Source organism: Methylobacterium aerolatum (assembly GCF_022179085.1).
Lineage (GTDB): Bacteria > Pseudomonadota > Alphaproteobacteria > Rhizobiales > Beijerinckiaceae > Methylobacterium > Methylobacterium aerolatum.
Genome location: NZ_BPQE01000011.1, coordinates 95,469 through 121,655, shown reverse-complemented (window position 1 = coordinate 121,655; position 26,187 = coordinate 95,469). Strand labels below are relative to the sequence as shown.

At 71.2% G+C, this 26,187-nt stretch carries 28 protein-coding genes; 8 read left to right on the top strand and 20 right to left on the bottom strand.

The genetic code is table 11. The features are described 5' to 3' along the window. Window positions 1–70: 70 nt before the first annotated feature. Window positions 71–1,597, bottom strand: a complete 1,527-nt coding sequence (gene murJ / locus MFF06_RS07405) for a murein biosynthesis integral membrane protein MurJ (protein ID WP_238202509.1) — start codon at window positions 1,595–1,597, stop codon at window positions 71–73. 316 nt (window positions 1,598–1,913) lie between these two features. Beyond that, entirely contained in the window at window positions 1,914–2,513 is a 600-nt protein-coding gene (locus tag MFF06_RS07400; protein WP_238202506.1) for a superoxide dismutase, read from the bottom strand. Window positions 2,514–2,713: 200 nt separating this feature from the next. On the opposite strand from MFF06_RS07400, the gene MFF06_RS07395 reads away from it, so the two are divergent. From MFF06_RS07395 to MFF06_RS07385, 3 genes are all read left to right on the top strand, one after another. After that, the gene (locus tag MFF06_RS07395; protein WP_238202504.1) at window positions 2,714–3,511 is read left to right on the top strand and encodes a hypothetical protein; all 798 of its coding nucleotides are present in this window, start codon (window positions 2,714–2,716) and stop codon (window positions 3,509–3,511) included. A gap of 298 nt (window positions 3,512–3,809) precedes the next feature. Next, the gene (locus MFF06_RS07390; RefSeq protein ID WP_238202502.1) at window positions 3,810–5,225 is read left to right on the top strand and encodes a lipopolysaccharide biosynthesis protein; all 1,416 of its coding nucleotides are present in this window, start codon (window positions 3,810–3,812) and stop codon (window positions 5,223–5,225) included. Further along, window positions 5,222–6,454 (top strand): GNAT family N-acetyltransferase, encoded by a 1,233-nt coding sequence (locus tag MFF06_RS07385; protein WP_238202500.1) that lies wholly within the window; start codon window positions 5,222–5,224, stop codon window positions 6,452–6,454. The genes MFF06_RS07390 and MFF06_RS07385 overlap by 4 nt, the downstream gene beginning before the upstream one ends. Window positions 6,455–6,616: 162 nt before the next feature. Here MFF06_RS07385 and MFF06_RS07380 read toward each other — a convergent pair whose 3' ends face one another. Further along, the gene (locus MFF06_RS07380) at window positions 6,617–6,844 is read right to left on the bottom strand and encodes a hypothetical protein (protein WP_238202499.1); all 228 of its coding nucleotides are present in this window, start codon (window positions 6,842–6,844) and stop codon (window positions 6,617–6,619) included. An 87-nt stretch (window positions 6,845–6,931) separates the two neighbouring features. Between MFF06_RS07380 and MFF06_RS07375 the strand changes: the two genes are divergently transcribed. Beyond that, window positions 6,932–7,150, top strand: a complete 219-nt coding sequence (locus tag MFF06_RS07375; protein ID WP_238202498.1) for a hypothetical protein — start codon at window positions 6,932–6,934, stop codon at window positions 7,148–7,150. Here the strand turns inward: MFF06_RS07375 and MFF06_RS07370 are convergent. Continuing rightward, on the bottom strand, window positions 7,126–8,553 hold the full coding sequence (locus tag MFF06_RS07370; protein ID WP_238202497.1) for a protein adenylyltransferase SelO: 1,428 nt from the start codon (window positions 8,551–8,553) through the stop codon (window positions 7,126–7,128). The genes MFF06_RS07375 and MFF06_RS07370 overlap by 25 nt on opposite strands. A gap of 57 nt (window positions 8,554–8,610) precedes the next feature. After that, window positions 8,611–9,087, bottom strand: coding sequence for a tRNA (cytidine(34)-2'-O)-methyltransferase (locus MFF06_RS07365; RefSeq protein ID WP_238202496.1), 477 nt, complete (start codon window positions 9,085–9,087; stop codon window positions 8,611–8,613). A 198-nt stretch (window positions 9,088–9,285) separates the two neighbouring features. Between MFF06_RS07365 and MFF06_RS07360 the strand changes: the two genes are divergently transcribed. Further along, the gene (locus MFF06_RS07360; protein ID WP_238202495.1) at window positions 9,286–9,813 is read left to right on the top strand and encodes a PRC-barrel domain-containing protein; all 528 of its coding nucleotides are present in this window, start codon (window positions 9,286–9,288) and stop codon (window positions 9,811–9,813) included. 90 nt (window positions 9,814–9,903) lie between these two features. Beyond that, the gene (locus tag MFF06_RS07355; protein WP_238202494.1) at window positions 9,904–10,485 is read left to right on the top strand and encodes an SCO family protein; all 582 of its coding nucleotides are present in this window, start codon (window positions 9,904–9,906) and stop codon (window positions 10,483–10,485) included. Between the two features lie 111 nt (window positions 10,486–10,596). Here the strand turns inward: MFF06_RS07355 and phnN are convergent, their stop codons facing one another. The 8 genes from phnN to phnG all read right to left on the bottom strand — a co-directional run bounded on the left by phnN (window position 10,597) and on the right by phnG (window position 17,073). Further along, window positions 10,597–11,133, bottom strand: a complete 537-nt coding sequence (gene phnN, locus MFF06_RS07350) for a phosphonate metabolism protein/1,5-bisphosphokinase (PRPP-forming) PhnN (RefSeq protein ID WP_238202492.1) — start codon at window positions 11,131–11,133, stop codon at window positions 10,597–10,599. After that, window positions 11,133–12,269, bottom strand: coding sequence for an alpha-D-ribose 1-methylphosphonate 5-triphosphate diphosphatase (locus MFF06_RS07345; RefSeq protein WP_238202490.1), 1,137 nt, complete (start codon window positions 12,267–12,269; stop codon window positions 11,133–11,135). Before MFF06_RS07345 ends, phnN begins: the two co-directional genes overlap by 1 nt. 135 nt (window positions 12,270–12,404) lie before the next feature. Then, entirely contained in the window at window positions 12,405–13,109 is a 705-nt protein-coding gene (gene phnL / locus MFF06_RS07340; RefSeq protein WP_238202488.1) for a phosphonate C-P lyase system protein PhnL, read from the bottom strand. Then, entirely contained in the window at window positions 13,106–13,876 is a 771-nt protein-coding gene (gene phnK / locus MFF06_RS07335; RefSeq protein WP_238202487.1) for a phosphonate C-P lyase system protein PhnK, read from the bottom strand. The genes phnL and phnK overlap by 4 nt, the downstream gene beginning before the upstream one ends. Then, window positions 13,873–14,661, bottom strand: coding sequence for an alpha-D-ribose 1-methylphosphonate 5-phosphate C-P-lyase PhnJ (locus tag MFF06_RS07330; protein WP_238202486.1), 789 nt, complete (start codon window positions 14,659–14,661; stop codon window positions 13,873–13,875). The genes phnK and MFF06_RS07330 overlap by 4 nt, the downstream gene beginning before the upstream one ends. Before the next feature lie 242 nt (window positions 14,662–14,903). Next, window positions 14,904–15,992 carry a carbon-phosphorus lyase complex subunit gene (locus MFF06_RS07325; RefSeq protein ID WP_238202485.1) on the bottom strand — a complete coding sequence of 363 codons (1,089 nt, stop codon included), beginning with the start codon at window positions 15,990–15,992 and terminating at the stop codon, window positions 14,904–14,906. Between the two features lie 3 nt (window positions 15,993–15,995). Beyond that, on the bottom strand, window positions 15,996–16,601 hold the full coding sequence (gene phnH, locus MFF06_RS07320; protein WP_238202484.1) for a phosphonate C-P lyase system protein PhnH: 606 nt from the start codon (window positions 16,599–16,601) through the stop codon (window positions 15,996–15,998). Between the two features lies 1 nt (window position 16,602). Beyond that, window positions 16,603–17,073, bottom strand: a complete 471-nt coding sequence (gene phnG / locus MFF06_RS07315; protein WP_238202483.1) for a phosphonate C-P lyase system protein PhnG — start codon at window positions 17,071–17,073, stop codon at window positions 16,603–16,605. A gap of 278 nt (window positions 17,074–17,351) precedes the next feature. On the opposite strand from phnG, the gene phnF reads away from it, so the two are divergent. Next, a complete protein-coding gene (gene phnF, locus MFF06_RS07310) occupies window positions 17,352–18,089 on the top strand; it encodes a phosphonate metabolism transcriptional regulator PhnF (RefSeq protein ID WP_238202481.1) in 738 nt (245 codons plus the stop codon). A gap of 111 nt (window positions 18,090–18,200) precedes the next feature. Here the strand turns inward: phnF and phnE (MFF06_RS07305) are convergent, their stop codons facing one another. The 6 genes from phnE (MFF06_RS07305) to asd all read right to left on the bottom strand — a co-directional run bounded on the left by phnE (MFF06_RS07305) (window position 18,201) and on the right by asd (window position 23,694). Further along, window positions 18,201–19,070, bottom strand: coding sequence for a phosphonate ABC transporter, permease protein PhnE (gene phnE, locus MFF06_RS07305; RefSeq protein ID WP_238202479.1), 870 nt, complete (start codon window positions 19,068–19,070; stop codon window positions 18,201–18,203). Beyond that, window positions 19,067–19,948 carry a phosphonate ABC transporter, permease protein PhnE gene (gene phnE, locus MFF06_RS07300; RefSeq protein WP_238202478.1) on the bottom strand — a complete coding sequence of 294 codons (882 nt, stop codon included), beginning with the start codon at window positions 19,946–19,948 and terminating at the stop codon, window positions 19,067–19,069. The genes phnE (MFF06_RS07305) and phnE (MFF06_RS07300) overlap by 4 nt, the downstream gene beginning before the upstream one ends. Before the next feature lie 61 nt (window positions 19,949–20,009). After that, complete coding sequence (gene phnD / locus MFF06_RS07295) at window positions 20,010–20,939, bottom strand: phosphonate ABC transporter substrate-binding protein (protein WP_238202477.1); 930 nt, start codon at window positions 20,937–20,939, stop codon at window positions 20,010–20,012. Between the two features lie 101 nt (window positions 20,940–21,040). Continuing rightward, window positions 21,041–21,886, bottom strand: a complete 846-nt coding sequence (gene phnC / locus MFF06_RS07290; protein WP_238202476.1) for a phosphonate ABC transporter ATP-binding protein — start codon at window positions 21,884–21,886, stop codon at window positions 21,041–21,043. 204 nt (window positions 21,887–22,090) lie between these two features. Continuing rightward, window positions 22,091–22,780 carry a DUF1045 domain-containing protein gene (locus MFF06_RS07285; protein WP_238202475.1) on the bottom strand — a complete coding sequence of 230 codons (690 nt, stop codon included), beginning with the start codon at window positions 22,778–22,780 and terminating at the stop codon, window positions 22,091–22,093. 35 nt (window positions 22,781–22,815) lie between these two features. Further along, on the bottom strand, window positions 22,816–23,694 hold the full coding sequence (gene asd, locus MFF06_RS07280) for an archaetidylserine decarboxylase (RefSeq protein ID WP_238202474.1): 879 nt from the start codon (window positions 23,692–23,694) through the stop codon (window positions 22,816–22,818). A 35-nt stretch (window positions 23,695–23,729) separates the two neighbouring features. Between asd and MFF06_RS07275 the strand changes: the two genes are divergently transcribed. Then, the gene (locus tag MFF06_RS07275; RefSeq protein WP_238202473.1) at window positions 23,730–25,391 is read left to right on the top strand and encodes an aminotransferase class III-fold pyridoxal phosphate-dependent enzyme; all 1,662 of its coding nucleotides are present in this window, start codon (window positions 23,730–23,732) and stop codon (window positions 25,389–25,391) included. A 151-nt stretch (window positions 25,392–25,542) separates the two neighbouring features. Here the strand turns inward: MFF06_RS07275 and MFF06_RS07270 are convergent, their stop codons facing one another. Further along, window positions 25,543–26,154 (bottom strand): hypothetical protein, encoded by a 612-nt coding sequence (locus MFF06_RS07270; RefSeq protein WP_238202471.1) that lies wholly within the window; start codon window positions 26,152–26,154, stop codon window positions 25,543–25,545. Window positions 26,155–26,187 lie beyond the last annotated feature (33 nt).

The window sequence follows — 26,187 nt, the reverse complement described above, 5'->3', positions numbered from 1 at the left end:
GCACTCCTGACCCAGGGAAGTGGCGCGCCGATCCGTTGGGTCGAGGCCCGCGCGGCCAGGCTCGTCGCCGTCAGGCCCGCCGAAGCCGCAGGCCGAACAGGTGCAGCAGGCCGAGGAGCAACCCGCCATAGACGCCGGCCCCCGCGATTCCGAGCAGCGCCAGCACCGCGATCTCCCGCCCGTGCGACAGGGCGGGCACCAGCGCCTCGGCCACGGGCTGGCCGAACACGGCGACCCCGGCGAGGGCGCAGCAGGCCAGCACCACCCCGAGCACCGTCAGGCCGAGCGCCCGCCGCGGCTCCGACCAGCCCCGGCGCGTCGCCAGGACCACGAGGATCACGAGGTTGACCCACTGGCTCACCGCCGTGGCGAGGGCGAGGCCGGTGACGCCGTAGGATCCCGTCAACCAGAGCTTGAGCGCGACGTTGACGGCAATGGCCGTGAGGGAGGCGTAGAGCGGCGTCTTGGTGTCCTGGCGGGCATAGAAGCTCGCCACGGCGCTGCGGACCAGCACCACCGCCGGCAGGGCGAGGCCGTAGGCGGCGAGTACCCCGGCGGCGCGGGCGGCATCCTCCGCGCTGAAGGCGCCGCGCTGGAACAGGGCGGCCATGATCAGGCCGGGGATCGTCAGGAAGGCGACGGTGAACGGCGCCGAGAGGGCGAGGGAGAAGCCCGCCGCCCGGTTCTGCGCGGCATGGGCGCCGGCGGCGTCCCCGGCGGCGATGCGGCGGCTCATCTCCGGCAGCAGCACGGTGCCCGCGGCGATGGCGATCACGCCGAAAGGCAGCTGATACAACCGGTCGGCGTAGTAGAGGGCCGAGACGGCGCCGGTCGGCAGCCAGCTCGCGATGATCGTGTCGGCGAAGGCCGCGATCTGGAAGCCCGCCGAGCCCACCACCGCCGGGCCGAGCACCCGGAAGAACTTCCGCAGCGCCGGATCGGACCGGGGCACGGCGACGGTCGGCATCACCCCCGCCCGGCGGCAGCCCCACCACAGCAGGCCGAATTGCAGCACGCCCGACACCGCCACGCCCCAGGCGGCGGCATAGGCCGCGTTGGGGAACAGGAAACTCACGGCCAGCGCCGCCAGCATCGACAGGTTGAGGAGGACGGGCGCCCCCGCCGCCACCGCGAAGCGGCGGTGGGCGTTGAGGATGCCCGACAGCAGCGTCACCAGGGTCATGAACAGGAGATAGGGGAAGGTGATGCGCGTGAGCGCCACCGCGAGCGTGAAGCGCTCCCCGCCCTCCTCGAAGCCCGGCGCCAGCGCCTGGACCACCCACGGCATCAGCGGCAGGGCCACGTTCAGCAGCACCAGCTGCACGATCAGCATCAGGGTAAAGACGCGGTCGGCGAAAAGCCGGGCGGCCCCCGTCGCGCCCGCCTCCTCCAGCGAGGCGTAGGAGGGCACGAAGGCGGTGTTGAAGGCCCCCTCGCCGAAGATTGCGCGGAAATGGTTCGGCAGGCGGAAGGCCACGACGAAGGCGTCCGCCACCGGACCCGCACCCATCACGGCCGCCATCACCACGTCCCGGGCGAAGCCGGTGACGCGGGAGACGAGGGTCCACCCGCCGACGGAGAGGATGGAGCGGATCATGGTTGGGACGGAGGACGCACGCCCTCCCCGCCACGAGGAGCGGACGAGACGCCATCCGGGACGGCGATACGCCCCGGAGCGAAGCCAATCCCTGGCTCGCTTCCCTGCGCTCGCAGAGAAGGCGTGGGTGGTGGCACTGCTAGTGTCACGCCGCCTTCCCCTTCTCCCCTTCGCGAACGGAGGGAAGAATCCGGGCACGTCCGTGTCCGTTTACGATCGACGGTTGGAATAGCCGCGCCCTCAGACCCGCCGGGTTCGACCCGGCGGGCGCATCAAGAGCGGGTTTCGCCGCTCATCTCAAGGGGCGGAGCGCCACTCAGCGGGTCGCCTCGCCGTACATCTTCTCCACGTGCTCCCAGTTCACGAGGTTCTCGATGAAGGCCTTGAGGTAGTCGGGGCGGCGGTTGCGGTAGTCGATGTAGTAGGAGTGCTCCCACACATCGACGCCGAGGATCGGCTTGGCGCCGTGGACCAGCGGGTTCTCGCCGTTCGGTGTCTTCATGATGGCGAGCTTGCCGTCCTTGACGGCGAGCCAAGCCCAGCCGGAGCCGAACTGCGTGACGCCGGCCTGGATGAAGTCGGCCTTGAACTTCTCAGCCCCGCCGAGATCCTCGTCGATCTTCTTGGCCAGGGCGCCGGGGATGGCACCACCACCGTTAGGCTTCATCCACTGCCAGAAGTGTATGTGGTTGTAATGCTGGCCTGCGTTGTTGAAGAGGGCTTGATTCGTGTTATAGGCCGCCTTCACGATCTCTTCGACGCTTTTGCCGGCGAGATCGGTTCCTTCGAGAAGCTTGTTGCCGGTATCCACATAAGCTTTGTGGTGCTTGTCGTGGTGAAACTCCAGGGTTTCCTTCGACATGTAGGGCCCCAGCGCATCGTAGGCGTAGGGCAGTTCCGGCAGGGTGAACGTCATCGTCTCTCTCCGTGCGGCCGTGGGAGGCGCGGACGCCTCGCCCGGCGGGATGCTCGCGGGTTGACGTGCGGTACGTAAGTCGGCCTTACGCGGTCGGCAACGCCGCATGGCGGGTGCGAACAGGTTTTGCAAAACGCCGGCCGCACCGTATCGTGCGGGCGGAAAATCGGGGCTCCAAGGGCCCCAGCTAAGAGAAGACCATGATCGTTGCGCTCCTGGCGCTTGCCGCAGCCATGATGATCGCCGGCGTCACAGCCGTCGTCGAAGGATTTCCCTACGTTCGCCTCGAAAGCGGCATGGCCATGGTCTATGGCGGCGCGGTCGTCGGCTCCTCGGGCGCGCTCCTCCTCGGTTTCGCCGCCGTGGTGTCTGCCCTCAGGCGGGTCGAGCGGGCGGTGGGCATCGCCCGTCCGTCGCTGAACGACGACGGCCCGGTCGCCGTCGGGCCGCTGTCCAACGCCGCGCCGATGCGCGACCCGATCGCCGACGAGCTCCGGCTGATGGAGGCGTCGGCCGTGGAGCCCTCGCCGGTCGACCGGCCGCGGATCGAGCCGCCCCTCGTCGCGCCCGCCCAGATCACGCCGACCGCCGTGACGCCGCCGGCCCGCGAGGCCCAGCCGGTCGCGCCCACCCCTTCGGACTTGGAACTGCTCGGCCTGTCCGCGCCGGAGCCCGCCGAGGTACGACCCGCCTCCCGGAAGGCGCCGCAGGTCAACGTCCGCCCACCGACCATCACGACGAAGCCCGCCCCCGTCGAGGAGATCCGCACCGACGGCAAGGCCCCGGCCGCCGACCCCTTCGACGAACTCGTGGCCCCGGACAAGCCGGAGCGGACGCCCGTCGGCCGCTACAGTTCGGAGGGCAACACCTACGTCATGTTCGACGACGGCTCGATCGAGGCCGACACGCCCAAGGGCCGCTATACCTTCGCCTCCCTCGACGAGTTGAAGGCCTTCGTGGACAACGGCGGCGAGCGCGGCGCACGCGGCGCCGCCTGACTGCGCCGGACAAGTCTCCACGTTGCGCAGGGACTGGCGCAGGCAACCGTGGATAGGTCCCGCCCCGCCCGTAGCGGAGCCCGGCCGGGTTCCCATTGCTTAAGGGATTGCGGGTAACGCTGTCACGCATCTGTGAATGCGGCCCGGATTTGCGTGCGGGCGGCATGTGCCTGCAGCGGGGTCCCGTGACCGACATCCTGCCCCACCGCGACGCCTCCGGCGGGGCGTGCCGCGCCCCGGTCAAGGAGATGCGCCGGGCCCCCTCGTGCGGGCATCGCCGCGCCGGGTGCCGCCTGCCATGATGACACGTCACAGCCTGATCTATGTCGGGTCGCGGGCCGTCGCGGCGGCGCTGAACATGGCCTCCGTGGCCGTGTTCACGCGCCTCGCACCGACCGAGACCTACGGCGCCTACCTCTATGTGCTGTCGTGGTCCCTCGTGCTGTACGGCGCGACCTGCCAGTGGCCGCGCTTCGCGTTCTTCGCCCTCTACGACGAGGCCAAGGACTCGATGCAGGTGGCGACCATGGTGCGGATGCTCGCGGGCTCCGTCCTCCTCGCGGGCGTCGGCGCGGCTCTCTGCGCAGCGGCGGGGCTGATCTCGCACCAAGCGGCCTTCGTCATCCTCTGCCTCACCTTCAGCACCACGGTGTTCGAGGGCTCGAACGAGGTCGCGCGCACCCACCTCAAGGCGGGCATCGTGGCGGCGGCGACGCTCAGCCGGTCCGTGCTGATCATCGGCCTGGGCAGTGCCGCCCTGTACTGGACCGGCGATCCCCTGGACCTCGCCCTCGCCATCGCCGCGGCGAACACCTTCGCCGCCCTCCCCACGGCGCTCTCCGTCGTGCCGATGCTCGGGGGCCGGGCGAGCCTGAAGGAGGCGAAGCGCCTGCTCGATTACGGCTGGCCGCTGATCCTGTCCTTCGGGGTCGGGGCTCTGGCCCAGAGCCTGGACCGGCTGATCATCGCGGAGACCGTCGGCAAGGCGGGTCTGGGCGCCTACGGCGCCATCGCCGACTTCCTGCGGCAGAGCTTCATCGTGTTCGGCGAGGCGCTGGCCCTGTCGCTCATCTCCATCGCCAAGCGCCAGGCGCGGCTCGGCGGCATGGGCGCGGCCGAGGGCGTGCTCTGCGACACGGCCCGCGCGATGACGACGATCGCGGCCTTCGGCGCGGTGTTCTTCCTCACCTTCGACGACCTCGTCGTGACGATCCTGCTCGGGCCCGGCTACCGCGAAGAGGCGCGCAACCTCGCACCGGTCCTCATCCTGGCGAGCATCCTGATGATGTTCCGCGCCTACTATTTCGGGCAGGTCATCTTCTTCACCAAGACCAGCGGTTTGGAGGCGGCGGCCGCCGCCACGACCCTCGTGGGCGTGGCGGTGCTGTCCGTGCTGCTGATCCCGCGCTTCGGCGCCCTCGGGGCGGCGATCGCCTTCGCCGGGGGGCAGGCGGCGGCTTGCCTCGTGCTGATCGTCGGCGCCCACCGGTCCGGGACGGCCTTCCCCGTGCCCCTCGCCGACATGGCCGGCATCGTCGCGGCGGCGCTCGCCGTCGGGCTGGTGATCAACGGGATCGGGCTCCTGCCCGGCGGGATGCGCCCCCCAGCACAGGCGCTGAGCGTCGTGCTGCTCGGGACGGCGTTCGTCGCCGTCGCGTGGCGGATCGACATGCTCGGCATGGCCGGGGCGATCCGTCGCCGGCTCGCCGCATGACCGCGCATGAGGCCGATCCCGCGCAGGGCGAGCCGTCCGCCAGGACCGCCGCGACGACATCCCTGACGGTGCCCCTGGGCGGGGGTCTCGTGGCGGCCCTTCGCCCCCTCGATCCGGCGGCGCCCTGGCGCGGGGCCTGGGAGAGCCTCGGCGCGAGGGCGGCCATCGCCAACCCCTTCTACGAGGCCGGCTACGCCCTCGCGGCGCGGGACTCCTTCGGTGAGGGCGTGCGCCTCCTCCTCGTGGCAGACCGCCCGCCGGAGGAACCCGGCGCCAGACTTTTGGCGGCGTGGCCGCACCGGCGGCTCCGGCGCCGCTGGGGCCTGCCCCTGCCGGTGCTGATGGGCTGGACCCACGGCTACGCCCCCCAGGGTGCGCCGCTCCTGGCGCGCGACGACGCGCGGGCGGCGCTGGCCGCCCTTCTGGACGCCCCCAGGGCGCTCGGGGAGCCCCCCCGCCTGATCTTTCCCAACAGCCCGGTCGCGGATCTCGGCCCCCTCCTCGACGACACGGCGGGGCGCCGGGCGGCCTTCTGGGCGCACGACCGGGGGATGCTTGCCCCGGGCGAGGACGATGGGGCGGCGCGGGAGCGCTACCTCGATCACCTGTCGGGCAACCGCAAGCGGCGCCTCCGCCGGGCGCGCCGCCGCCTCGAGGCGGACGGGCCGGTGACCTTCGACATCCTGGCCTCGGCGGCGGAGATGCCGGCCGCCCTCGACGCGCACATCGCCCTCGAGGCGTCGAGTTGGAAGGGCCGGCTCGGCACCGCCCTCGCCCAGCAGCCGCTGGAGGCCGCCTTCCTCCGCAGGGCGGTGGCGGCGCTCGCCGCCGAGGGCCGGATCCGGATCGCGCGCCTGCACCGGGACAACCGGCTCGTGGCCTCCATCATCCTGCCCCTGGCGGGCCGGGAGGCCTGCGTCCTCAAAGTCGCGCACGACGAGACCGACCCCGCCGCCGCGCCGGGCGTGCAACTGGTCTACCGCCTGACGGAGGCCGTGCTGGCAGGCTCGGAGATCGCGCGGATCGACTCCTGCGCCCCGCCGGGCTTCGCCCTCGCGACGCTGTTCTGGCAGGAGCGACGCCCCATCGCCCACCTCCTCGTCGAGGCCGGGCAGGATCCGCTCTTCCCCCTCGCCCAGCGGCTGGAGGGCGCGCGGGATTGGGTCGCCCGCCGACGCGTCGCCCTGAGGGCCCGCCGGCCGGAAGCGGCGCCGGCCCCGGAGAAGTGAGAGCGGCCGTGCCGCCCCGGTCCGGGCTGCGCGCGCACCACCGGCCGTCAGTGCGGGCTCGGCGAGGCGATCCTGGACCGCAACCCGCATCCCTCTCCGGCTTCGCGGGTCATTCGTTGACGGGCGGCCGCCACGCGCAGGGTCGTCCTTGCGCACAAGTCCTCAGTCGCCCTCCTCGAACCGCGTGCGGTGAAACACTTCGCGGCCGGCGCCGTCGATCACCCGGACGGCCTGAGCCGGCTCCTCGCGGCGCTGGGGGACGCGGGCGCGGGCGAAGACGCGCAGGGCGCGCTCCTGCGCGGCCTCGAGGCTCCCCGCGCGGATGGACTGGCGGATCACGATCTCCTCACCGTCAGGACCGAGCACCTCGATATGGAAAGTCTCGCGCAATCTGTCCCACCTAACCTATATAGCGACGCAGGGCGGCAGGGCCTGTTCACATCGAGCGAGCCTGCCGAAGCGTCATAGGGAATACGCGTGGATCCCCTCAAGGCCCTGGCCGCGACCGTCTTTTGCCTCGTTCTCTTCGTGCTGGTGCTGCGGCTGACCCGGCGGCTGATGGAAATGGCCATCTCCGCCGGCCACGCGGAGGAACGCCGCCGCCTTGAGCAGGAGGCGCTCCTCGACGCGGAAACCCGGACGTCCGCGGACGGAGACCAGCCGCCGGCCGGTCACACGCTCGGCGCAGTCCCGTAGGCGTCGGCCATCGTCTCGATCGCCGCGAGCTTGGCCGCGAAGGCCGACCAATCGTCGCGCTCCGCAATGGGCGCCCACAGGGCCTCCACCTCCTCGATCAGCAGCGTGCAGGGCTCGCCCGCGAAGTAGGGGTGATCGAGGCGCGCATCCTCCGCCGGGGACAGCCCTTCGAGCGCGGCCCGGACGGGGGCGAAGGCGTCCGAGGCATAGATGCTCGCGCTCGGGCTCGCTTCGGCCCGCGCGGCGCCGGCGAGGCCGCCGTACCAATCGAAGAAGAACCGCTCGAAGGGCGCCCGGCTGTCTCCGAGGAATGTCCAGGACGCCGCCACGAGGCGATCCGTCGCCGGGCCGTCGGCGGGCGCGAGGCCGAGGCGCCGGAACAGCGCCTCCGCGAACGCCTGCTGCAGGGCCGGGCCGAAGCCCGAAAGGGCCGCCTCCAGCCGCTCCTTCGGAGCGAGCGTCAGCAGGCAATCCGCAAGGCGGCAGAGGTTCCAGAACAGCGCCTCGGGCTGTCGGCCGAAGCTGTAGAGCCCGCTCTGGTCGAAATAGGCCGCCGTGAAATGCGGGTCGAAGACCGGCAGGAACCGCCACGGCCCGTAATCGAAGCTTTCCCCGGTGACGTTGATGTTGTCGGTGTTGAGCACCCCGTGGACGAAGCCCGCCGCCGCCCATTGCGCGCCCATCCGCGCCACGCGGACCGTCACGTCCTCCATGAAGGCGACGGCGCGATCCTCCGGCGCATCGCGCCACAGCTCCGGCCGGTGCGTCCGGATCGTGTGATCGAGGAGCCGGGCGATGTTGCCCGGCTCGTCCAGGGCGAGGAATCGCTGGAAGGTGCCGATGCGGAGATGGCCGTGGGACAGGCGCACCAGCACGGAGGAGCGCGTCGGCGACGGCTCGTCGCCGCGGATCAGGCTTTCGCCGGTCTCGATCAGGCTGAAGGACTTCGAGGTGTAGACCCCCTGGGCTTCGAGGAGCGCGGTCGCCAGCACCTCGCGCACGCCGCCCTTAAGGGTCAGGCGGCCGTCGGCGGTGCGCGACCACGGCGTGGTGCCGCTGCCCTTGGTGCCGAGATCGAGGAGCCGCCCGTCTGCGAGATCGTGCAGCTGCGCGAAGAGGAAGCCGCGCCCGTCCCCCAGTTCCGGGTTGTACGAGCGGAACTGGTGGCCGTGGTAGCGGAGCGCCAGGGGCTCCTCGAAGCTGCCCGGCAGCGGCTCGAACCGGCCGAAATGGGCGATCCACGCCTCGTCGGTCAGGCCGCCGAGGCCGACCCGCTCCGCCCAGCGCTGGTTGCGGTAGCGCAGGATCGTCGCCGGAAATCGGGCGGGCGCCACGACGTCGAAGAAGTCGGGACCCAGCTCGGCGTGGCGGCGGGAGGGCTGCGGCGTGGCGGTGTTCGGCAAGGGTTCGCTCGGACAGGTGGCGTGGACATGCCGCCGCGCGGGGCGGCGTCTCTCGGGTCAAGCCCGCAGGACGGTTTCCGTTGCGCCGCTCACCTGCCGCAGGACCTCCCCGAGGATCATGGCGGCGGAGACGGCGACGTTGAGGGAGCGGAGGCCCGCCCGCATTGGCACGACGACGCGGGCATCGGCCGCCCCGTGGACCGCCACCGGCACGCCGGCCGATTCCCGGCCGACCATCAGGCAATCGCCGGGGCGGAAGGCGAAGTCCGTATACGGCACGGCGCCCTTGGTGGTGGCGAGGACGAGGCGGGCACCCGCCCCCCTCCGCCATTCCTCGAAGGCCGCGAAGGAGCGGTGGCGGGTGATGGCCACATGGTCGAGATAGTCGAGGCCCGACCGGCGCAGGTGCCGGTCCGAGACGTCGAACCCCGCCGGCTCCACGATTTCCACCGGCACGCCGAGGCAGGCGGCCATCCGCATCATCGTCCCGGCATTCTGCGGGATGTCGGGCTGGTAGAGGACGAGGCGGGGCATGGGCGGGACCGGGCGGCGGGGTCGGGGGGCGGTTCGGCGGCACCGAGGGCGGACCATGGGGCCGTTTGAGGCGGGAGCGCCCAACAGCCGGCAAAGCGCAACGATTTCAAGATGTGCCGTGGAACCGGGCGGCGCCGCGCCGCCTTGAGCGGGCGCCGCCGTCGTCCACGGCAGCCCCGACCGGAAGGCCCTCTGCCCATGCGCATCCCGTTCACGACCTTCGCCCTGGCCGCCGCCCTCGCAGCCTCCGCCCTCACCCCGGCCGTCGCGCAGACGCAGGATCCGGCCCCCGCCTCCACCCCGGCCCCGGATGCCAATGCCGGCGCCGTCCCCGCCAAGCCCGCGACGCTGGCGGACGACCTGCGTCCGAAATTCGTCGCCCAGACGCCGCAGGACATGGTGGCGAGCAAGCTCGTCGGCCTCAGCATCACCAACGGCGCGGGCGACACGATCGGCCAGGTGGCCGACATGGTGTTGGACGAGAAGCAGCAGGTGAAGGCCTGGATCGTCGGCGTCGGCGGCTTCCTCGGCATCGGCGCGAAGTACGTCGCCATCGATCCGTCGGCGGTGAAGGTCAGCCGGGGCGACAACGACACCCTGAAGGCCGTGATCGACACCACCAAGGATCAGCTCCGGGCCGCGCCGGAATACATCTACCTCGGCAAGGAGAAGCCGAAGGACGCACAGGCGACCACGCCGGCCACCGCTCCGGGCCGCCCGCAATAGGGCGAAACGCCCGGCGTCGACGCGCCCGCTTGCGGGGTGGGCGCGTTCGGTGCACTTCCCCGGCCTGTCCGTGCCGGGGTTCCTTTGCACATGCGCCGCGCCCTCCTTCCGCTCCTCGCCTTCAGCCTCGGGCTCGTCGGCATCACGGCGGCCGCCTTCATCATGCTGCGGCCCGAGGCCGTGCCGGTGGCGACCGCCGCCGTGGGCGGCCCCTTCACGTTGACCGATCAGGACGGGCGCACCGTCACGGAGAAGGACTTCGCCGGGGCGACGCACCTCGTCTTCTTCGGCTTCACCCACTGCCCCGACGTGTGCCCCACGACCCTTCAGCAGATCTCCGACGTGCTGGCGGCGCTGGGGCCGAAGGGCAAGGACATGAAGGTCGCCTTCATCACCGTCGATCCCGAGCGGGACGACCCGGCGAGCCTGAAGACGTACCTGTCGAGTTTCGACCCGCGCATCACCGGCTTGACCGGCACACCCGAGCAGGTCTCGGCGGTGGAGAAGTCTTTCCGCGCCTATGCCCGCAAAGTGCCGGACAAGAACGGCGAGTACGTGATGGAGCACACGGCCATCGTCTACGTGATGGACGCGAAGAACCGCTTCCTCGGCGCCCTCGACATCTCCCGCACGCCCGACAAGACGGCGGCCGAACTGTCCAAGCGGATGTGACGTCCGCCTTCGTCATTGCGAGCGCGGAGAAGCAATCCAGGGAAACGCCCCATCCATCGAGGTTTGGCTGCACTGGACTGCGTCGCTGCGCTCGCAATGACGGCGAGGGGTTCAGGGCCGATCGGTGCCCGCCTTCAAGAACGCGATCAGCCGCGCGGCCCCCTCCTCCGGCGGGCCGGAATTGTCGATGGTCAGGTCAGGCGCGACGCTCATCGTCCGGGCGAGGCGAGCCGCGAGGTCGCCGTCCTCCGCCCGGCCGCGGGCGGCGAGGCGGCGGGCCAGGATGTCCGGCGGCGCCGTGACGGCGACGACCGTGGTGCCGGGAAAGCGCGCCCGTGCCTCCTCCACGATCCGGCGGGAGACGTTGCTCACCACGATGCGGCCGTCGCGGGCCAGCACGCCCGCCTCGTCGGGCAAGGCGTAGCCGAGGCCGTGTGCCCTCCAGCTCAGCGCGAACCGCCCGGTCGCCTCGCCCTCGGCGAAGGCGTCCTCCGCGAGGGCGATGTTGTCCTCGTCGGCGGAGGGGGGCCGCGTGACGAGGCGGCGGGGGAAGACGAAGCGTCCGTCCCCCGCCAGGGTGTCCCGCGCGAGGCGGATCAGGGTGTCCTTGCCCGCCCCGCTCGGACCGACGATGAGGACGAAGGGCATCAGGCCACCCGCATCCCGGCGCGCCACACCTCGCGCATGACGGGCAGGCCGTCCGCGAGGCGCACCCGGGCGAGGTCGGCGCGCAGGCCCGGCCGCAGGGCGCCCCGGTCGGTCAGGCCGGTGGCGCGGGCGGGGTTGGCGGTCACCGTCGCGACGGCGGCGGGCAGGCCGATGCCGGGTACCCGCTCCGGAATCATGAATGCCGCCATGGCGAGGCTCGCGGGCACGTAATCCGAGGACAGGATATCGAGGAGGCCGGCCTCCGCGAGGTCCTGCGCCGCCACGTTGCCGGAATGCGAGCCGCCGCGCAGGAGGTTGGGCGCCCCCATCATCACCGTGATGCCCCGGCCGTGGGCGGCCTCCGCCGCCTCGCGGGTGGTGGGGAACTCGGCGAGCGTCACGCCCTCGCTCGCCGCGAGGCCGACATCGGCGAGCGTCGTGTCGTCGTGGCTCGCGAGCGGAATGGCCTTCGAGCGGGCCAGGGCCACGAGGGCCGGACGGTTCACGGCGTTGAGGGCCGTGCCCTTCTCGATCTTCCAGGCGGTGGCCTTGCGCACCTCGTCCAGCGAGCGCCCGCCCCGCGTGGCGTAGGTCTCGTACTTGCCGATGTCCCGGAACTGACGCTGGCCCGGCGTGTGGTCCATCAGCGAGATCAGGTCGATGCGGTGGCGCTCGGCGAAGGCCTCGACCGTGGGGATCACGTCCTCGGAGGGCAGTTCGCAGCGCAGGTGGGTGCGGTGGTCGGCCCGGAGCAGATCGCCGCTGCGGGCGGTGTCGAGGGCGTCGGCGAGGGCATCGAGTTCGGAGCCGAGGCCGCTGCCGTCGGGGTCGCTGCCGGCGCGCAGCGAATCGAACACCGTGGTGATGCCGGACGCCGCGATCTGCGCGTCGTAGGCGAGCACGGCGCCCAGCGGGTGCCAGCGCACCTTCGGCCGGGGCGCATAATGGCTCTCCAGATGGTCGGTGTGCAACTCGACGAGGCCGGGGATGAGGTGGTCGCCGCCGAGGTCGAGGCCGCGCTCCGGCGCCTTCCCCTCGCCGATCTCGGCGATGCGCCCGTCCACCACCGCGAGCCAGCCGTGCTGCACCCGGTCGGGCAGGACGAGGGCGGCGTTCTCGATCGTGAAGTCGGTCATGGGAGTCCCGTTGCCTCTCTCCTCCGTCATTGCGAGCGGAGCGGAGCAATCCAGGACGGCGGGGCACCGCCGACCATGGCGCCTCCCTGGATTGCTTCGCTCCGCTCGCAATGACGACGTGTCATGTCCCTGGCCTCACGCCGCCCGCGCGGTGCCGAATTGCGTGACGTCGATGATCCGGCCGCCGATCGCCTCGCGCATCCCGGCATCGTGGACGATGCCGAGGATCGCCGCGCCCGCCGCCCGGCGCTCCGCGATGAGTTCCGCCACCACGGCGCGGTTGGGCGCATCGAGGGAGGCGGTGGGCTCGTCGAGGAGCAGGATCGGGCGCGGCGCGATCAGTCCGCGGGCGATGTTCACGCGCTGCTGCTCGCCGCCGGAGAAGGTGGCAGGCGGCAAATTCCACAGCCGCTCCGGCAGGTTGAGCCGGGCGAGCAGATCGCCCGCCCGCGCGCGCGCCTCGGCGTCCGGCAGGCCGCCCTCGCGGCCCGCCGCCTCAACCACGTCCCGGGCGGAGACACGGGGGATGACCCGCAGGAATTGCGAGACGTAAGCGATGGTCCGCTGCCGCAGGGCCAGCACCTCCCGGGGGGAGGCCGAGGCCACGTCCACCACCCGCCCGCCGTCGCGCACGAGGATCGCGCCGGAATCGCAGCGGTAATTGCCGTAGGCCATGCGCACCAGGGAGGATTTTCCGGTGCCGGAAGGTCCCCACAGCACGGCGCATTCGCCGGGGGCGACGGAGAAGCTCGCGCCCGCCACCACCGGCAGCACGGTGCCGCCGCGCAGGTGCAGGGTGAAGCTCTTGGCGACGTCGCGGAATTCGAGGGCGGCTGTCATGCGGCGAGCACCGAGGAGACGAGGAGTTGGGTGTAGGCGTCGGCGGGGTCGTCCAGAACCTGATCGGTGAGGCCGGTCTCCACCACCCGGCCCGCCCGCATCACGGCGATGCGGTGGGAGAGGAGCCGCGCCACGGCGAGGTCATGGGTGACGATGATCACCGCCAAGCCCAGCTCCCCGGACAGCCGCCGGATCAGGTCGAGGAGGCGCGCCTGCACCGACACGTCGAGGCCGGAGGTCGGCTCGTCCATCAGCACGAGGCGCGGCGCGGTGACGAGGTTGCGGGCGATCTGCAGGCGCTGGCGCATCCCGCCGGAGAAGCGCGTCGGCGGATCGTCGATCCGGTCGGCGGCGATCTCCACCCGGTCGAGCCAGTTGAGGGCGCGGGTGCGGATATGTCCGTAATGGCGCTCGCCTAGCCCCATCAGTCGCTCGCCCACGTTGCCGCCGGCCGAGACCCCCATGCGCAGTCCCTGCGCCGCGTCCTGGCGGACGAAGCCCCAGTCGGTACGGGACAGCGCCCGCAATTCGGCGGGGCCGATCTCGTGGAGCGCCCTCACCCGGCCCTCCCGGTCGCGGTAGCGGATCTCGCCGGAATCCGGGGCCAGCTCGCCCGCGAGCATCGAGAGAAGGGTGGATTTGCCGGAGCCCGACTCGCCTACGATCGCCAGCACCTCGCCTTCGGTGACGTCGAGATCGACGCCGGCGCAGGCCGTGCGGCCACCGTAGGTCTTGGTCAGGCTTTGGGCGGAGAGCAGGGGCGTCATCGCGCGTCCTCCCGGCGGGTCTCGCAGGCATCGGTGTCGGAGCACACGAACATCCGGCCGCCCGCGTCGTCGGTGACGACCTCGTCGAGGTAGTGCCCCTTGGCGCCGCACAGGGCGCAGGGCTCGCTGAAGGTCTGCACGCGGAACGGGTGATCTTCGAAATCGAGGCTCCTGACCGTCGTGTAGGGTGGCACGGCGTAGATGCGGCGTTCGCGGCCCGCACCGAAGAGTTGCAGCGCCGGGCAATCGTCCATCTTTGGGTTGTCGAACTTCGGCGTCGGCGACGGGTCCATCACGTAGCGGCCCGCAACCTCGACCGGGTAGGCGTAGGTGGTCGCGATGTGGCCGTGGCGGCTGATGTCCTCGTAGAGCTTCACATGCATCAGGCCGTATTCGGCGAGCGCATGCATCTGGCGCGTCTCGGTCTCGCGCGGTTCGAGGAAGCGCAGGGGCTCGGGGATCGGCACCTGATAGACCAGCGTCTGCCCCTCGGTGAGGGGGGCCTCCGGGATGCGGTGGCGGGTCTGGATGACGGTGGCCTCGGCGGTGCGGGTCGTGGTGGCGACGCCCGCCGTCCTGGCGAAGAAGCGGCGGATCGAGACGGCGTTCGTCGTGTCGTCGGCGCCCTGGTCGATGACCTTGAGCACGTCCGACCGGCCGAGGATCGCCGCCGTCACCTGCACCCCGCCCGTGCCCCAGCCGTAGGGCATCGGCATCTCGCGGGAGGCGAAGGGCACCTGATAGCCCGGCACGGCCACCGCCTTCAGCAGGGCGCGGCGGATCATCCGCTTGGTGCCCTCGTCCAGGTAGGCGAAGTTGTAGGTGGCCGGCGCCGACGACTTCCCTCCCCCCTCTACGGGGGAGGGTGGCCCCCGGAGGGGGTCGGGAGAGGGGAGCGACGGTGCAGGACGAAGCTCATCGCCGTCCGCCGCGCGACGCCCTATCCTCAAGCCGGGCTCCCCTCTCTCCCCCTGCTGCGCAGGGTACCCTCCCCCGCAGAGGGGGGAGGGAGAATCGTGCGTGTCGCTCATTCCGCAGCCTCCCGCGCGTCCTCGAACTCGGCCCGCATCCGGCGAACCAGCTCCAGCTCGGCCTGGAAATCGACGTAGTGGGGCAGCTTCAGGTGCTCCACGAAGCCCGTCGCCTGGAGGCTGTCGCAATGGGCAAGGACGAATTCCTGGTCCTGGGCCGGGCTTACGATGGGCTCGCCCAGCTCCTCCGCCCTTAGCGCCCGGTCCACGAGGGCCATGGCCATGGCCTTGCGCTCGCTTTGGCCGAAGGCGAGACCGTAGCCGCGGGTGAATTGCGGCGGCACCGCGCGGGAGCCCTTGAACTGGTTGACCATTTGGCACTCGGTCACCGGCACCGTCCCCAACGGGACGGGGAAGCCCAGTTCCTCCGGCACGAACTCCACCGCCACATGGCCCACCCGCACCTCGCCCACGAAGGGGTGGGTGCGGCCGTAGCCGCGCTGGGTCGCGTAGCCGAGGGCCAGGATGAAGCCCTCGTCACCCCGGGCGAGCGCCTGGAGCCGTGTGGCCCGGTCGCAGGGATAGTCCACCGGCTCGCGGGTGATGTCGCCGAGCGGCGCGCCGTCGTCCGGCGGCGAGGATTCGATCAGACCGTCACGGCCGAGGAGATCGGTGACGCGGGGCGTGAGGGCGGCATCGGCGCGGGGCTCGGCCTCGGCGGCGGGCTCGGGGTCGCCTTGCTCGGCGAGGGCGAAATCCACGAGGCGATGGGTGTAATCGAAGGTCGGCCCGAGCACCTGCCCGCCGGGCAGATCCTTGAAGGTCGCAGAAATGCGGCGGGTCAGCGTCATCGCTCCGGTGTCGAGGGGGACCGAGGCGCCGAAACGCGGCAGCGTCGTTCGGAAGGCGCGCACGAGGAACACCGCCTCCACCACGTCGCCCCGCGTCTGCTTGAGGGCCAGCGCCGCGAGGTCGGGATCGTGGAGCGAGCCCTCGGCCATCACCCGATCGACCAGCAAGGCCATCTGCTCGCGGATCTGCGCGACGGTGAGTTCCGGCACCGTGGGGTCGCCCCGGCGGACCTCCGCGAGGAGCCGGTGCGCGTTGTCGATGGCGGCCTCACCGCCCTTCACGGCCACGTACATGGCTTATGGCTCCACGAGGGTCGAGCGCGGCAGCCCGGCGACCCGGCCGGGAGCGGTGAGAAGGGCGTCTATCCCGAGGGGAAAGGCGGCATGGTTCTGCCGCAGCGCCTCGGGCCAGCCCGCCGGCATCGGCGCCAGGGCGATCGAAGCGGTGCCCCGGATACCAGGCCCCGCCAGGCGGAGATGAGATCCCGCCAAGCGCAGGCCATCGCCATCCTCGATCCGGTCGAGGGCGAGGATCACGGTCGTCGAGGTGTCCGGGTAGGCGGGCGTGCCCTGCCCGAAGGCGGCGAGCGGCGGACAGTGCGCGGGCTCGCGCACCAGGGCGAAGGCGGCGTGGGCCGGATCGCCCGTGAGCGGCGCGCCGGTGTGGAAACGCAGATATGCGGCCACATCCGGGGCGTCGGCGAGGACGGGGTCGAGCCAGACGGGCGTGTCCCGGTCGGTGAGCGCCAGGGCAATGGCGGCGAGTTCCGGCGTCAGCGGCGCGGGCGGGTCGAGGCGGGCGGGGATCGGCTGGATCGTTCCCGGCCGGGCCAGGGCGTCGAGCACGGCGCGGAAGACACCCTGCGCATCGTGGACGGGGTCGGCGAAGCCGGGGCGCAGCATCTCAGTCCTCCCCGCGGGCCAGCGTCAGGAAATCGACCCGCGTCGCCGCCGTGCGGCGGGCCTGCGCCACTGTCGCCTCAGCGGTCCGCCGGGCGATCCCGGCCAGGGCCGCCTCGACGCCCCGGCGGTCGCCCTCGCCCTGCCACAGGGCATCGAGGATGGCCGCGACGCGGGCCCGTCGACGGTCGCGGCCGAGATGGTAGGCGAAGCCGGTGCGGCCATCCGCCAGCCGCACCGCCGCGCGGGTGACGCTGACCTCACCGAGGTTGAAGGGCCGCCCGTCGCCCCCGATCCGGCCCGTAGCCATTACCAGCCCAACTTCCGGCAGGCGGATGTCCTCGGCCTCGGGCTCGCCGCAGGCCGTGACCGCCTCGGCCAGTTCCGCCTCCGTGGCGGCGGCGCAGAGCGCCATCACCGCCCGGCGGGATTCGATTTCGGGGTCCTGCACGGTTCCCCGGTTCCTGTCCGGCATCGTCGCCTCCGATGTTGTCTATAGGTATAGACAACTAGCGCCGCCGCTTCAAATGAAGTTTGTATGACGGCCGGACGGGGGCTACGCCTCGCTCCCGTCCCGGGCTGCCGAGCGAAGGTGTCCCACGCCTCTCGCTCATCGCGAGTGGAGCGGAGCGGTCCGGGGAATCACCCGGTTTCGAGGCGTCCCGTGTCCCTCGATTGCCTCGCTGCGCTTGCAATCACGGATCGGCTAAAGGGTGGGACATCGGGCGATGGCCTCACAGTGCAGGAGCTGATGTGCACGAGTCGATCGACGCGTTGAGCCGGGGCGGCGGCTTGGCCGCTTGGCGGCAGATCGCCGACGCCCTGGAAGGTGAGATCGCCACGGGAGACCTCGCGCCGGGTGCGCAATTGCCCACCGAGGCGGCGCTCGCCGCACGGTTCAGCGTCAACCGCCACACCGTCCGCCGGGCCCTCGCGACCCTGGCCGAGCGCGGTCTGATCCGCGCGAGCCAGGGGCGGGGCACCTTCGTGGAGGCCGCCCCCCTCGCCTATCCGATCGGCCGACGCACCCGCTTCTCCGAGATCGTGACGGGCGCCGGGCGCGAGCCCTGGGGCGACCTGATCACCCATCGCGAGATCGCGGCCCCGCCCGAGTGCGCGGCGATGCTGGCGGTGCCGGAGGGCGCGCCGCTCCTCGAACTCCTCACGGTCCACCGGGCGGACGGCGTGCCGCTCTCGACCGCGCGGACATGGTTGCCGCTCCCCCGCTTCGCCGGCTTCGCGCCCGCCTACGAGCGATCCGGCTCGATCACCCGGGCGCTCGCCGCCTGCGGCGTGCCGGACTACACCCGCGCCTCCACGCGCATCCGCGCCCGCCTCGCCGACCCGGCCGAGGCCGCGCGGCTCGACCTGACGCCGGGGCGGGTCGTCATCGTGGTGTCGAGCGTGAACGTCGATGGCGAGGGCGTCCCGGTTCAGGCCAACCGCGCGGTCTTCGCGGCCGACCGCGTGGAGGTGGTGGTGGGAACCTGACCGGCCGTCCTCGCGAGCGCCGCGCAGGGGTCCGGGACTACGCCGCGTTCGCCGGCCTCCCGCCGCCCCGGATGTCGTCGTAGCGCTCGGGCGGAGGGGGGGCAGGACAGCTCACCGCCCTGGGCCGCCGATGATCGCCCGGCGCAGGCGGCCGGAGACCCCGTCGATCACCGCGACGGTGACGAGGATCATCAGCACCAGGAAGGCCACCTGCTGCAATTCCAGCACCCGGATCAGTTCGGTGAGGTACTGGCCGATGCCGCCCGCACCCACGATGCCGATGATCGTTGCCGAACGGGTGTTCGACTCGAAAAAATACAGCACCTGGCTCGCCAGCACCGGCAGCACGCCGGGTATCAGTCCGAAACGGATGCGGTGGAGCGCGGAGCCGCCCGAGGCCACGACCCCCTCGCCGGGGCGCCGGTCGCCCGTCTCGATCGCCTCCGAGAACAGCTTGCCGAAGGCGCCGAAATCGGAGCACGCGATGGCGAGCGCCCCGGCGAAGGGGCCGAGCCCCACTACGTTGATCCAGATCAGGGCCCAGATCAGCACGTCCACCGAGCGCATTACGTCGAGGCCCCGGCGGACGGTGAAGCGGGCGAAGGGGTTAGGCACCACGTTGCGGGCAGCGAGGAAGGCGACCGGAAAGGCGAGGAGCGCCGCCGCGAGGGTGCCGACGAAGGCGATTCCGAGGGTCTCGGCCAGGGCCTGGAGGAAGACGCCGAAGCGGCCGCCTGCGCTCGGCGGCAGCATCTCCAGGGCGAAGCCGCCGAGCCGCCCAAGGCCATTCAGGATGCGGACCGGCGAGAAGTCGAGCGCCCACAGTCCGTAACCCGCCAAGCCGACGACGCCCGCGAGCGTCCCGGCGACCCGGAGGCGGCCGGCCCAATCGGTGCGGAACTGCTCGGGGTGGCGAAGACGCAGGGCATCGAGGTCGGCCAGGGCCGTGGCGCGCAGGGTGCCGGGGCGGCGCTCGCTCATCGCATCCCCTCCCCGCCGATCAGGTGATGGCGCAGCTTCTCCGTGGAGAGATCGATGGCAAAGACGGTGAGGACGATCATCAGCAGAATCGCGCTGACATCCGAATAGTAGAAGTTGCGGATCGCGATCAGCAGTTCCTGCCCGATCCCGCCCGCGCCGACGAAGCCCATCACGCCCGCGCCACGCACGTTGATCTCGAAGCGCAGCAATCCGTAGGAGGCGAAGTTCGACAGAACCTGCGGCAGCACGGCGAAGCGGACGGTCTCGACCCAGCTCGCCCCGGTGCCGGTGAGCCCTTCGACGGGCTTCATGTCGATGTTCTCGACCACCTCGGAGAACAGCTTGCCCAGCGCCCCCGTGGTGTGGATGGCCAGCGCCAGCACGCCGACCATAGGGCCGAGGCCGAAGGCGATGACGAAGATCAGCGCGAAGACGATCTCGGGCACCGTCCGGCAGATTTCGAGGAAGCGCTTGGCCGCGAAACGGATCGCGGAGCTGCGCACGAGGTTGCCCGCCGCGACGAAGCAGAGCACGAAGCCGCCGAGCGCCCCGAGCAGCGTGCCGAGATAGGCCATCATCAGGGTTTCGCCGAGCAGGGAGAGCCATTTCGGCAGGCCCCAGTACCATTCCGCCAGATCCGGTCCGATCCGGTCCGGCCGCAGCACCGGCACGATCTGCTGGATGTAGGCGGTGAACTTGCCGAAGTTGGCGGCGAGCACCAGCGGCCGCACCTCGGCTGCATGGCAACTCAGCGCCAGCGCCACCGCCAGCAGGGCGAGGCCGAGCATCGTCCGGCGGCGTGCATCCGCCCGCGCGGCGGCGTACCTCCCGGCCAGGGCGGCGGCTCGTTGGGGTGGGAGAGCTGTCAGGCGGCGCAAGGCTCGCTCACGGTGTGCGGGTGAAGCTCCCCTCCCCACGAGGGGGAGGGGCAAACCAGGCTCAAGACTTGCGCCGCTGCTCGTCGTTGAACTTCAGCATGTCGATGATGGGCTGGTAGTCCTTGAGCGTGACGGGTGTGAGCCCCTGGTCCTTGCCGTCGGAGAGCCGGTCGAAGGCGGCCTTGTCCTTCATGGGCAGTTCCTCGAAGGCGGTGCGGATCCGCGTCTTCAGGTCCTCCGGCAGGCTGTCGAGCATGGCGAACGGACCCTCGGGGAGGAAGTCCGACTTGAACACGACCCGGAAGTCCGATTGCTTCATCGGAGTGCCGTCGGCGTTCTTGAGCAGGCCCTTCGTCGCCATGCGCGTCACGACGGTGTCGGTCTCGGAGTTCCAGAGGTTCGCGGCGGCGTCGGCGGTGCCCTGGGTCAGGGCGAGGACGGCGTTCTCGTGGCTGCCGGCGAAGAAGGTCTTGCCGAAATGCTTCTCGACCTCGAACCCTGCCCGCTTCAGGAAGAAGCGCGGCGCTTGGTTGCCGGAGGTCGAGTTCGGATCGACGAAGGCGAGGTTCTTGCCCTTCAAGTCCTCGATCGTCTTGTAGGGGCTGTCGGCCTTCACGTAGATCACCGAGTAGTATCCGGAGGCGCCGGTCTCGTGTTTCTGGTTGACGATCGGGTCGATCTTAACGCCGGTCATCACGGCGCGGGCGAAGGAGGCCGGACCGTAGAACGCCACCTGGATGTTGCCGGCGCGCTGGCCCTCGATCACCGCCGCGTAATCATTGGCGACGCGCAGCTTCACCGGCACGCCGAGGCTCTTGGTCAGGTAGTCCGTCAGGGGGGCGTACCGGTCGGTGGTGCCGGAGGCGTTCTCCACCGGGATCACGGCAAGCGTCAGTTCGGGATACTGCGTCTTCCAGTCGTCCGCCGCGCGGGCCGCGCCGCCGAGGAGCCCGAATGCCAGGGCGCCGGCCATCATCCGTCTCGTGATCATCGTTCGTCTCCGTTCGCAGGTCGTCGCCCCGGCTCCGACCGGGCGCGTCACGGGGCGTTTTCTCTGGGCGAACCGGCGTCTGGCGGCCGGATCGTGGGGCCTCAGCCGCCGATGGCGGCCTCGCGCACGGCGGCGGCGGCCGGAGCGGGCAGACCGGGCAGGGCCGCCGCCTGCTCGGCACGGCGCTGCGGCTCGTCGTCCAGCACCTCGCCGGCCTCCAGGCCGTAGAGGCGGCGGGCGACCTCTTCGGTCAGGTCGAAACCGCTGCCGTCGAAGACCACGCGGCCCGCGACCAGGCCGACGAGGCGGTCGCAATAGGCGCGGGCGAGGTCGAGGGAGTGGAGGTTGCACACCACGGTGATGCCGTAGCGCTTGTTCACGTCGGAGAGCGCGTCCATCACCAGCCGCGTGTTGCGCGGATCGAGGGAGGCGACGGGCTCGTCCGCCAGGATGATCTCGGGCTCCTGCACGAGGGCGCGGGCAATGGCGACGCGCTGCTGCTGGCCGCCGGAGAGCTGGTCCGCGCGGATGCCCGCGAACTCGCCCATGCCGAAGCCGTCGAGGGCGGCGAGCGCCATGGCCCGGTCGGCCTCCGGCCAGAGCCGCAGGAGCGAGCGGTGGCTCGGCACATGGCTGAGGCGGCCCATCAGAACGTTGGTCATGACGTCGAGGCGGCCGACGAGGTTGAACTGCTGGAAGATCATCGCGCACCGCGCCCGCCAATCCCGCAGGCGGCGGCCGTTCAAGGCGGTGACGTCCGTCGCGCCGAACAGGATGCGCCCGGAGGTAGGCTCCGCGAGGCGGTTCAGGAGGCGCAGCAGGGTCGACTTCCCGGCGCCCGACCGCCCGATGACCCCGACGAAGCTGCCGGGCTCGATGCGCAGCGACACGCCGTCGAGGGCGCGGCGGTCACCATACTGACGCGTCAGGTTTTCGACGACAAGCATCCAGGCATCCGCTGAAGCAACGCCGCCCGTAGACACAGCTTGCACGACATTTGAATGACGATTGCCGGCGAAGTATTTTTGGGTTTTTTGGCCCCGCGAACCCCTCCGTCATTGCGAAGACAGTGAAGCACTCCAAGGATGCGGAACCTCGTGGGCGACGGCGCCTCCCTGGATTGCTTCGCGTTGCTCGCAATGACGGCCGTATCAGTCGTCGCCTTGGCCGAAGGGGGCACGCGCCAGGAGCCGGAACGGTTTGCCCTTCTCCTGGCGCAGGACGCCGAGCGCGGCGATGGTGAGCGGACCGGCGCCACTTCGCGCGTAGGCCTCCGCCAACCGGGTCCGCCACCCGTTCAGCGCATCCTCCGGCAGCGCGTCGGTCAAGGTCATGTGGAAACGGAAGTCCTCGAACACGTGCGGGTAGCCCCAGCGATCGAGGAGCGCCCGTCCCCGGGAGGTCAGTTGCTCCGGCCTGCGCTTGGCGATCTCGGCTTCCGAGAGGGGCGACCGCAGGGGATCGAGGGCGGCGACGCATTCCGCGGCCAGCAGGCCCAGCGCCGGAGGTGCGGCCACCGGCACCAGGGCCAGGAAGCGGCCCAGCGCGGCGACGGTGAGTTCCCCCACCGCCACGGGCGGGTGGGCGGCGGCCAGCCGACGGACCGCGCCGAGGAGGTCGCCCTCACCGATACCGGGCGCGAGGCGCATCGGCGCCTTCAGCGTCGCGTGAAAGCCGTAGACGCGGGGCGCGGTGGTGATGCCCGCGAGACCGGGCAGGTCCGGCGGATGGGCGACGGCCTCGCCGGTCACGTTGTCGATGCCGAGCACCGACCGGCCGAAGGTCTCCAAGGCCGAGCCCGGCTCCGGCAGGGCATAGATCGCGTAGCGGGGTTCGCTCATATCGCTCCCGGACCGGTGGTCACGCCGTCATGGCGTCACTGCGGTGTGTCACGCGGCGCCCGCAGCAAGGCCTGCCCCATGCGCAGCCGCGCGCCCTCGCGCAAGGCCGGTTCGAGGGTATAGCCGGGGGGCGCCAGCACGACGATGGTCGAGCCGTGCTCGAACCAGCCCATCTCCGCGCCCCGCGCGAGGTCGGCACCGCTGGCGATGGTCCGCCCACCCGTGGCCCGCAGGTCGCCGCCTTCGGCCAGGAAGCCGAGCTTCAGCCCGGCGACGAGGATCGCCGCCACGGGCACCAGGGTCATCGCCGCGCCGTCGGGCAGGCGCACGCGGATCACCGCCCGCTCGTTGCGGCAGAACAGGGCTTCCACCCGCTTCAGGGCGATGGGGTTCACGTTCCACGTATCGCCCCAGAGATGGCGGACCGACTCGACCCGCAGGTCGGCGGGGGCGTGGAAGCGGTGGTACATGCCGGCCGTGAGCCGCAGCGTCGCGTAGGCGCAGCCCTCGTGGGCGCGGGCGAGCGCCTGATCCTGCACGAGGTCGGCCAACCGGTAGGAGCTGCCCTTCACCTGCAGCACCTGCCCCGCCTCCACGATCCCGTGAGCGCCGAGGATCGCATCGCAGGGGCTCACCGCGACCGCCGGATCAGGGTCCACGCTCCTGGCACCGGGGCGCAATTCGCGCACGAAGGCCGCATGCAGGCTCGCGAAGCGCTGCTCCTTCGCGTCGGAGAGATCGACATCGCAGAACAGCCGCCACAGGGCGATGGAGGCATCGCGCACCCATGGCTGCTCGATCCGGCTGATCCGGCCCATCGCCTGCGTCGCGAGGCGGCGGGGCAGGCGGTTGGTGAGGAGGAAGTTCAGGTCCTCCTGCGCGCCGAGGCGGCCGAGGGTTGTGCGGAGCGTCATCATCCCGTGAACCAGTCCGGTTAGCCGCGTCCGCCATGGACGCGCTTCTCACATCCGTCTCGGCCGCCGCAGCGGTCGCCCTCGCCCTGCCGTTGACGGTACGGCGCTTGCAGCTCTCGCGGGCGAAACACCCTTCGCTCACCGGCCACGCCCGGATGGCGAGGCGAATCGCCCGCCAGATCCCGGCTTATGCCTACGATTCACGACAGTTCTTCCGCGCCGACGACGCGCCGGAGGCCGTCGCCGCCGCCCGCGAGGCCGGCTTCGCGCGGCTCTCGGACCTGTTCCGCACGCGCTTCGCGACGAGCCGGGCCGAGACGGAAGCCGCGCGGGCCGGACTGTCCGACTTGCAGTTCACCGGCCTCTACAGGGTGCCGTTCCAGTTCGCCGGGCCGGTGCGGCAGAACCTCGGCAGCGGCGCCTTCATGGCCGCCTCGAACGGGGTGACGATCACGGACCTCGACGGCAACGTCTTCTACGACCTCGCCGGGTCCTACGGGGTGAACCTGTTCGGCGTCGATTTCTATCGGGAGTGTCTGGAGGACGGGGCGGCCCGCGTCGCGGATCTCGGGCCGGTGCTCGGCGCGCTCCACCCGGTTGTGGCGGGTAACGTCGCCCGCCTGAGGGCCGTGTCGGGCCTCGACGAGGTGTCGTTCCATATGTCCGGCACCGAGGCGGTGATGCAGGCCGTGCGCCTCGCCCGCTACCACACCGGCCGGCGGCGGATCGTCCGGTTCTGCGGCGCCTATCACGGCTGGTGGGGCGACGTGCAGCCGGGCATCGGCAACCCCGTCGCCGCCAACGACACCCTGACCCTCGCCGAGCTCTCGGACCGGACGCTGCAGGTGCTCGCCACCCGGCGCGATGTGGCCTGCGTCCTCGTGAACCCGCTCCAGGCCATGCACCCGAATGCCGGCGCGCCCTCCGATTCGGCCCTCGTCGACAGCGCCCGGCGCGCACAGTTCGACCGCACCGCGTACACCGAATGGCTCGCGAGGTTGCGGGAGGTCTGCACCCGGCGCGGCATCGTCCTGATCCTCGACGAGGTCTTCCTGGGTTTTCGCCTCGCGAAGGGTGGGGCGCAGGAGTATTTCGGTGTGAAGGCCGACCTCGTGACCTACGGCAAGACGCTCGGTGGCGGCTTGCCGGTGGGCGTGCTCTGCGGCCGGGCCGACCTGATGCGCCGCTTCCGCGAGGACCGGCCGGTGGACATCTGCTTCGCGCGCGGCACCTTCAACGCGCACCCGCAGGTGATGGGGGCGATGAGCGCCTTCCTCGACCGGCTGGAGACGCCGACAGTCGCCGCCCTCTACGATCGCCTCGACGCCACCTGGGACGGGCGGGCCGCGACACTCAACCGGCGCCTGGAGGCGGAGGGGCTGCCCGTCCGGGTCGCCAACTTCCAGACGGTCTGGACGGTGCTCTACACACGGCCGTCCCGCTACAACTGGATGCTGCAGTTCTACCTGCGGGCGGCGGGGCTGCACCTGTCCTGGGTCGGCACCGGCCGCCTGATCTTCAGCCTTGCCTACACGGAGACCGATTTCGCCACCGTCTCCGAGCGCTTCACCGCCGCCTGCGCCGCCATGCAGGCCGACGGCTGGTGGGACGGGCCGGAGACCACGAACAAGGCCATCCGCCGGGGGGTGTTGAAGGAAGCCCTGCGGGTGCGCCTGGGGCTGGCGCCGCGGGGGTAAGTTTTCTGGCTGACTTCGCGAGCGTGAGCGAAGCGATCCAGGGCGGCGCCCCGTTCTGAGGCGTCCCGCATCCCTCGATTGCCTCGCTTCGCTCGCAAAGACGAAGAAGGCACCGCCCCCCACCTCTACGGCAAGGGGCGGTGCCGGACTCTCAGGCGTGGTGCTCGGCCTGCTCTTCCTCGTCGATGATCTGGCCCTGAAGCAGCTTCATCGGCGCCCTGTGGTAGAGCTTGATGTCGTGGAACGGGTCGGTCAGGATCTTGGTCGCCCAGACGATCCCGGTCTGCACACTCTGCTGGAGGCAGAGTTGGCCGACGCGGAACAGCAGGCCGCCGAGCGCCAGCCACAGCCAGATCCAGCCGACATTGTGGATGACGCCGCTCAGGTCGGCCGCCGGGGTGAGCAGGCCGAAGAGGCTCGGGTCAAAATAAAGCGGCGCGGGCGACAGCACCCAGATCGACAGCAACACGACCTTGCGTTGCAGGTTGTAGCCGACCTTGATCTCTTCCTTGTGCTCGTGCGTCGCGTGGTTGACGTGGTCGTAGCCCTTCGGCTCGAAGAACAGGTGCCCCGCTTGGCGGCTGGTCATGGCGAGCAGCCAGCCGACCAGGGCCGCCTTGGCGGGGTCCTTGAAGGCCAGCGCGTAGGCCGCCAGGAAGCAGATGGCGCTGACGACGTGCAGGCTCTGGTTGATCAGGTTGTGATGGTAGTAGCGATGGTCGTCCCAGCGCTGTACGCGCAGCGCCTCACGGAAGCTGGCCATGGGTCGAAACTCCGGTCTGTCGGGGCGGTGAAG

Bases quoted from the DNA above. Each gene is read 5' to 3' on its own strand.
- murJ (WP_238202509.1), bottom strand. From the start codon at position 1,597: ATGATCCGCTCCATCCTCTCCGTCGGCGGGTGGACCCTCGTCTCCCGC.
- MFF06_RS07400 (WP_238202506.1), bottom strand. From the start codon at position 2,513: ATGACGTTCACCCTGCCGGAACTGCCCTACGCCTACGATGCGCTGGGG.
- MFF06_RS07395 (WP_238202504.1), top strand. From the start codon at position 2,714: ATGATCGTTGCGCTCCTGGCGCTTGCCGCAGCCATGATGATCGCCGGC.
- MFF06_RS07390 (WP_238202502.1), top strand. From the start codon at position 3,810: ATGATGACACGTCACAGCCTGATCTATGTCGGGTCGCGGGCCGTCGCG.
- MFF06_RS07385 (WP_238202500.1), top strand. From the start codon at position 5,222: ATGACCGCGCATGAGGCCGATCCCGCGCAGGGCGAGCCGTCCGCCAGG.
- MFF06_RS07365 (WP_238202496.1), bottom strand. From the start codon at position 9,087: ATGCCCCGCCTCGTCCTCTACCAGCCCGACATCCCGCAGAATGCCGGG.
- MFF06_RS07360 (WP_238202495.1), top strand. From the start codon at position 9,286: ATGCGCATCCCGTTCACGACCTTCGCCCTGGCCGCCGCCCTCGCAGCC.
- MFF06_RS07355 (WP_238202494.1), top strand. From the start codon at position 9,904: ATGCGCCGCGCCCTCCTTCCGCTCCTCGCCTTCAGCCTCGGGCTCGTC.
- phnN (WP_238202492.1), bottom strand. From the start codon at position 11,133: ATGCCCTTCGTCCTCATCGTCGGTCCGAGCGGGGCGGGCAAGGACACC.
- MFF06_RS07345 (WP_238202490.1), bottom strand. From the start codon at position 12,269: ATGACCGACTTCACGATCGAGAACGCCGCCCTCGTCCTGCCCGACCGG.
- phnL (WP_238202488.1), bottom strand. From the start codon at position 13,109: ATGACAGCCGCCCTCGAATTCCGCGACGTCGCCAAGAGCTTCACCCTG.
- phnK (WP_238202487.1), bottom strand. From the start codon at position 13,876: ATGACGCCCCTGCTCTCCGCCCAAAGCCTGACCAAGACCTACGGTGGC.
- MFF06_RS07330 (WP_238202486.1), bottom strand. From the start codon at position 14,661: ATGATCCGCCGCGCCCTGCTGAAGGCGGTGGCCGTGCCGGGCTATCAG.
- MFF06_RS07325 (WP_238202485.1), bottom strand. From the start codon at position 15,992: ATGTACGTGGCCGTGAAGGGCGGTGAGGCCGCCATCGACAACGCGCAC.
- phnH (WP_238202484.1), bottom strand. From the start codon at position 16,601: ATGCTGCGCCCCGGCTTCGCCGACCCCGTCCACGATGCGCAGGGTGTC.
- phnG (WP_238202483.1), bottom strand. From the start codon at position 17,073: ATGCCGGACAGGAACCGGGGAACCGTGCAGGACCCCGAAATCGAATCC.
- phnE (WP_238202479.1), bottom strand. From the start codon at position 19,070: ATGAGCGAGCGCCGCCCCGGCACCCTGCGCGCCACGGCCCTGGCCGAC.
- phnD (WP_238202477.1), bottom strand. From the start codon at position 20,939: ATGATCACGAGACGGATGATGGCCGGCGCCCTGGCATTCGGGCTCCTC.
- phnC (WP_238202476.1), bottom strand. From the start codon at position 21,886: ATGCTTGTCGTCGAAAACCTGACGCGTCAGTATGGTGACCGCCGCGCC.
- MFF06_RS07285 (WP_238202475.1), bottom strand. From the start codon at position 22,780: ATGAGCGAACCCCGCTACGCGATCTATGCCCTGCCGGAGCCGGGCTCG.
- asd (WP_238202474.1), bottom strand. From the start codon at position 23,694: ATGACGCTCCGCACAACCCTCGGCCGCCTCGGCGCGCAGGAGGACCTG.
- MFF06_RS07275 (WP_238202473.1), top strand. From the start codon at position 23,730: ATGGACGCGCTTCTCACATCCGTCTCGGCCGCCGCAGCGGTCGCCCTC.
- MFF06_RS07270 (WP_238202471.1), bottom strand. From the start codon at position 26,154: ATGGCCAGCTTCCGTGAGGCGCTGCGCGTACAGCGCTGGGACGACCAT.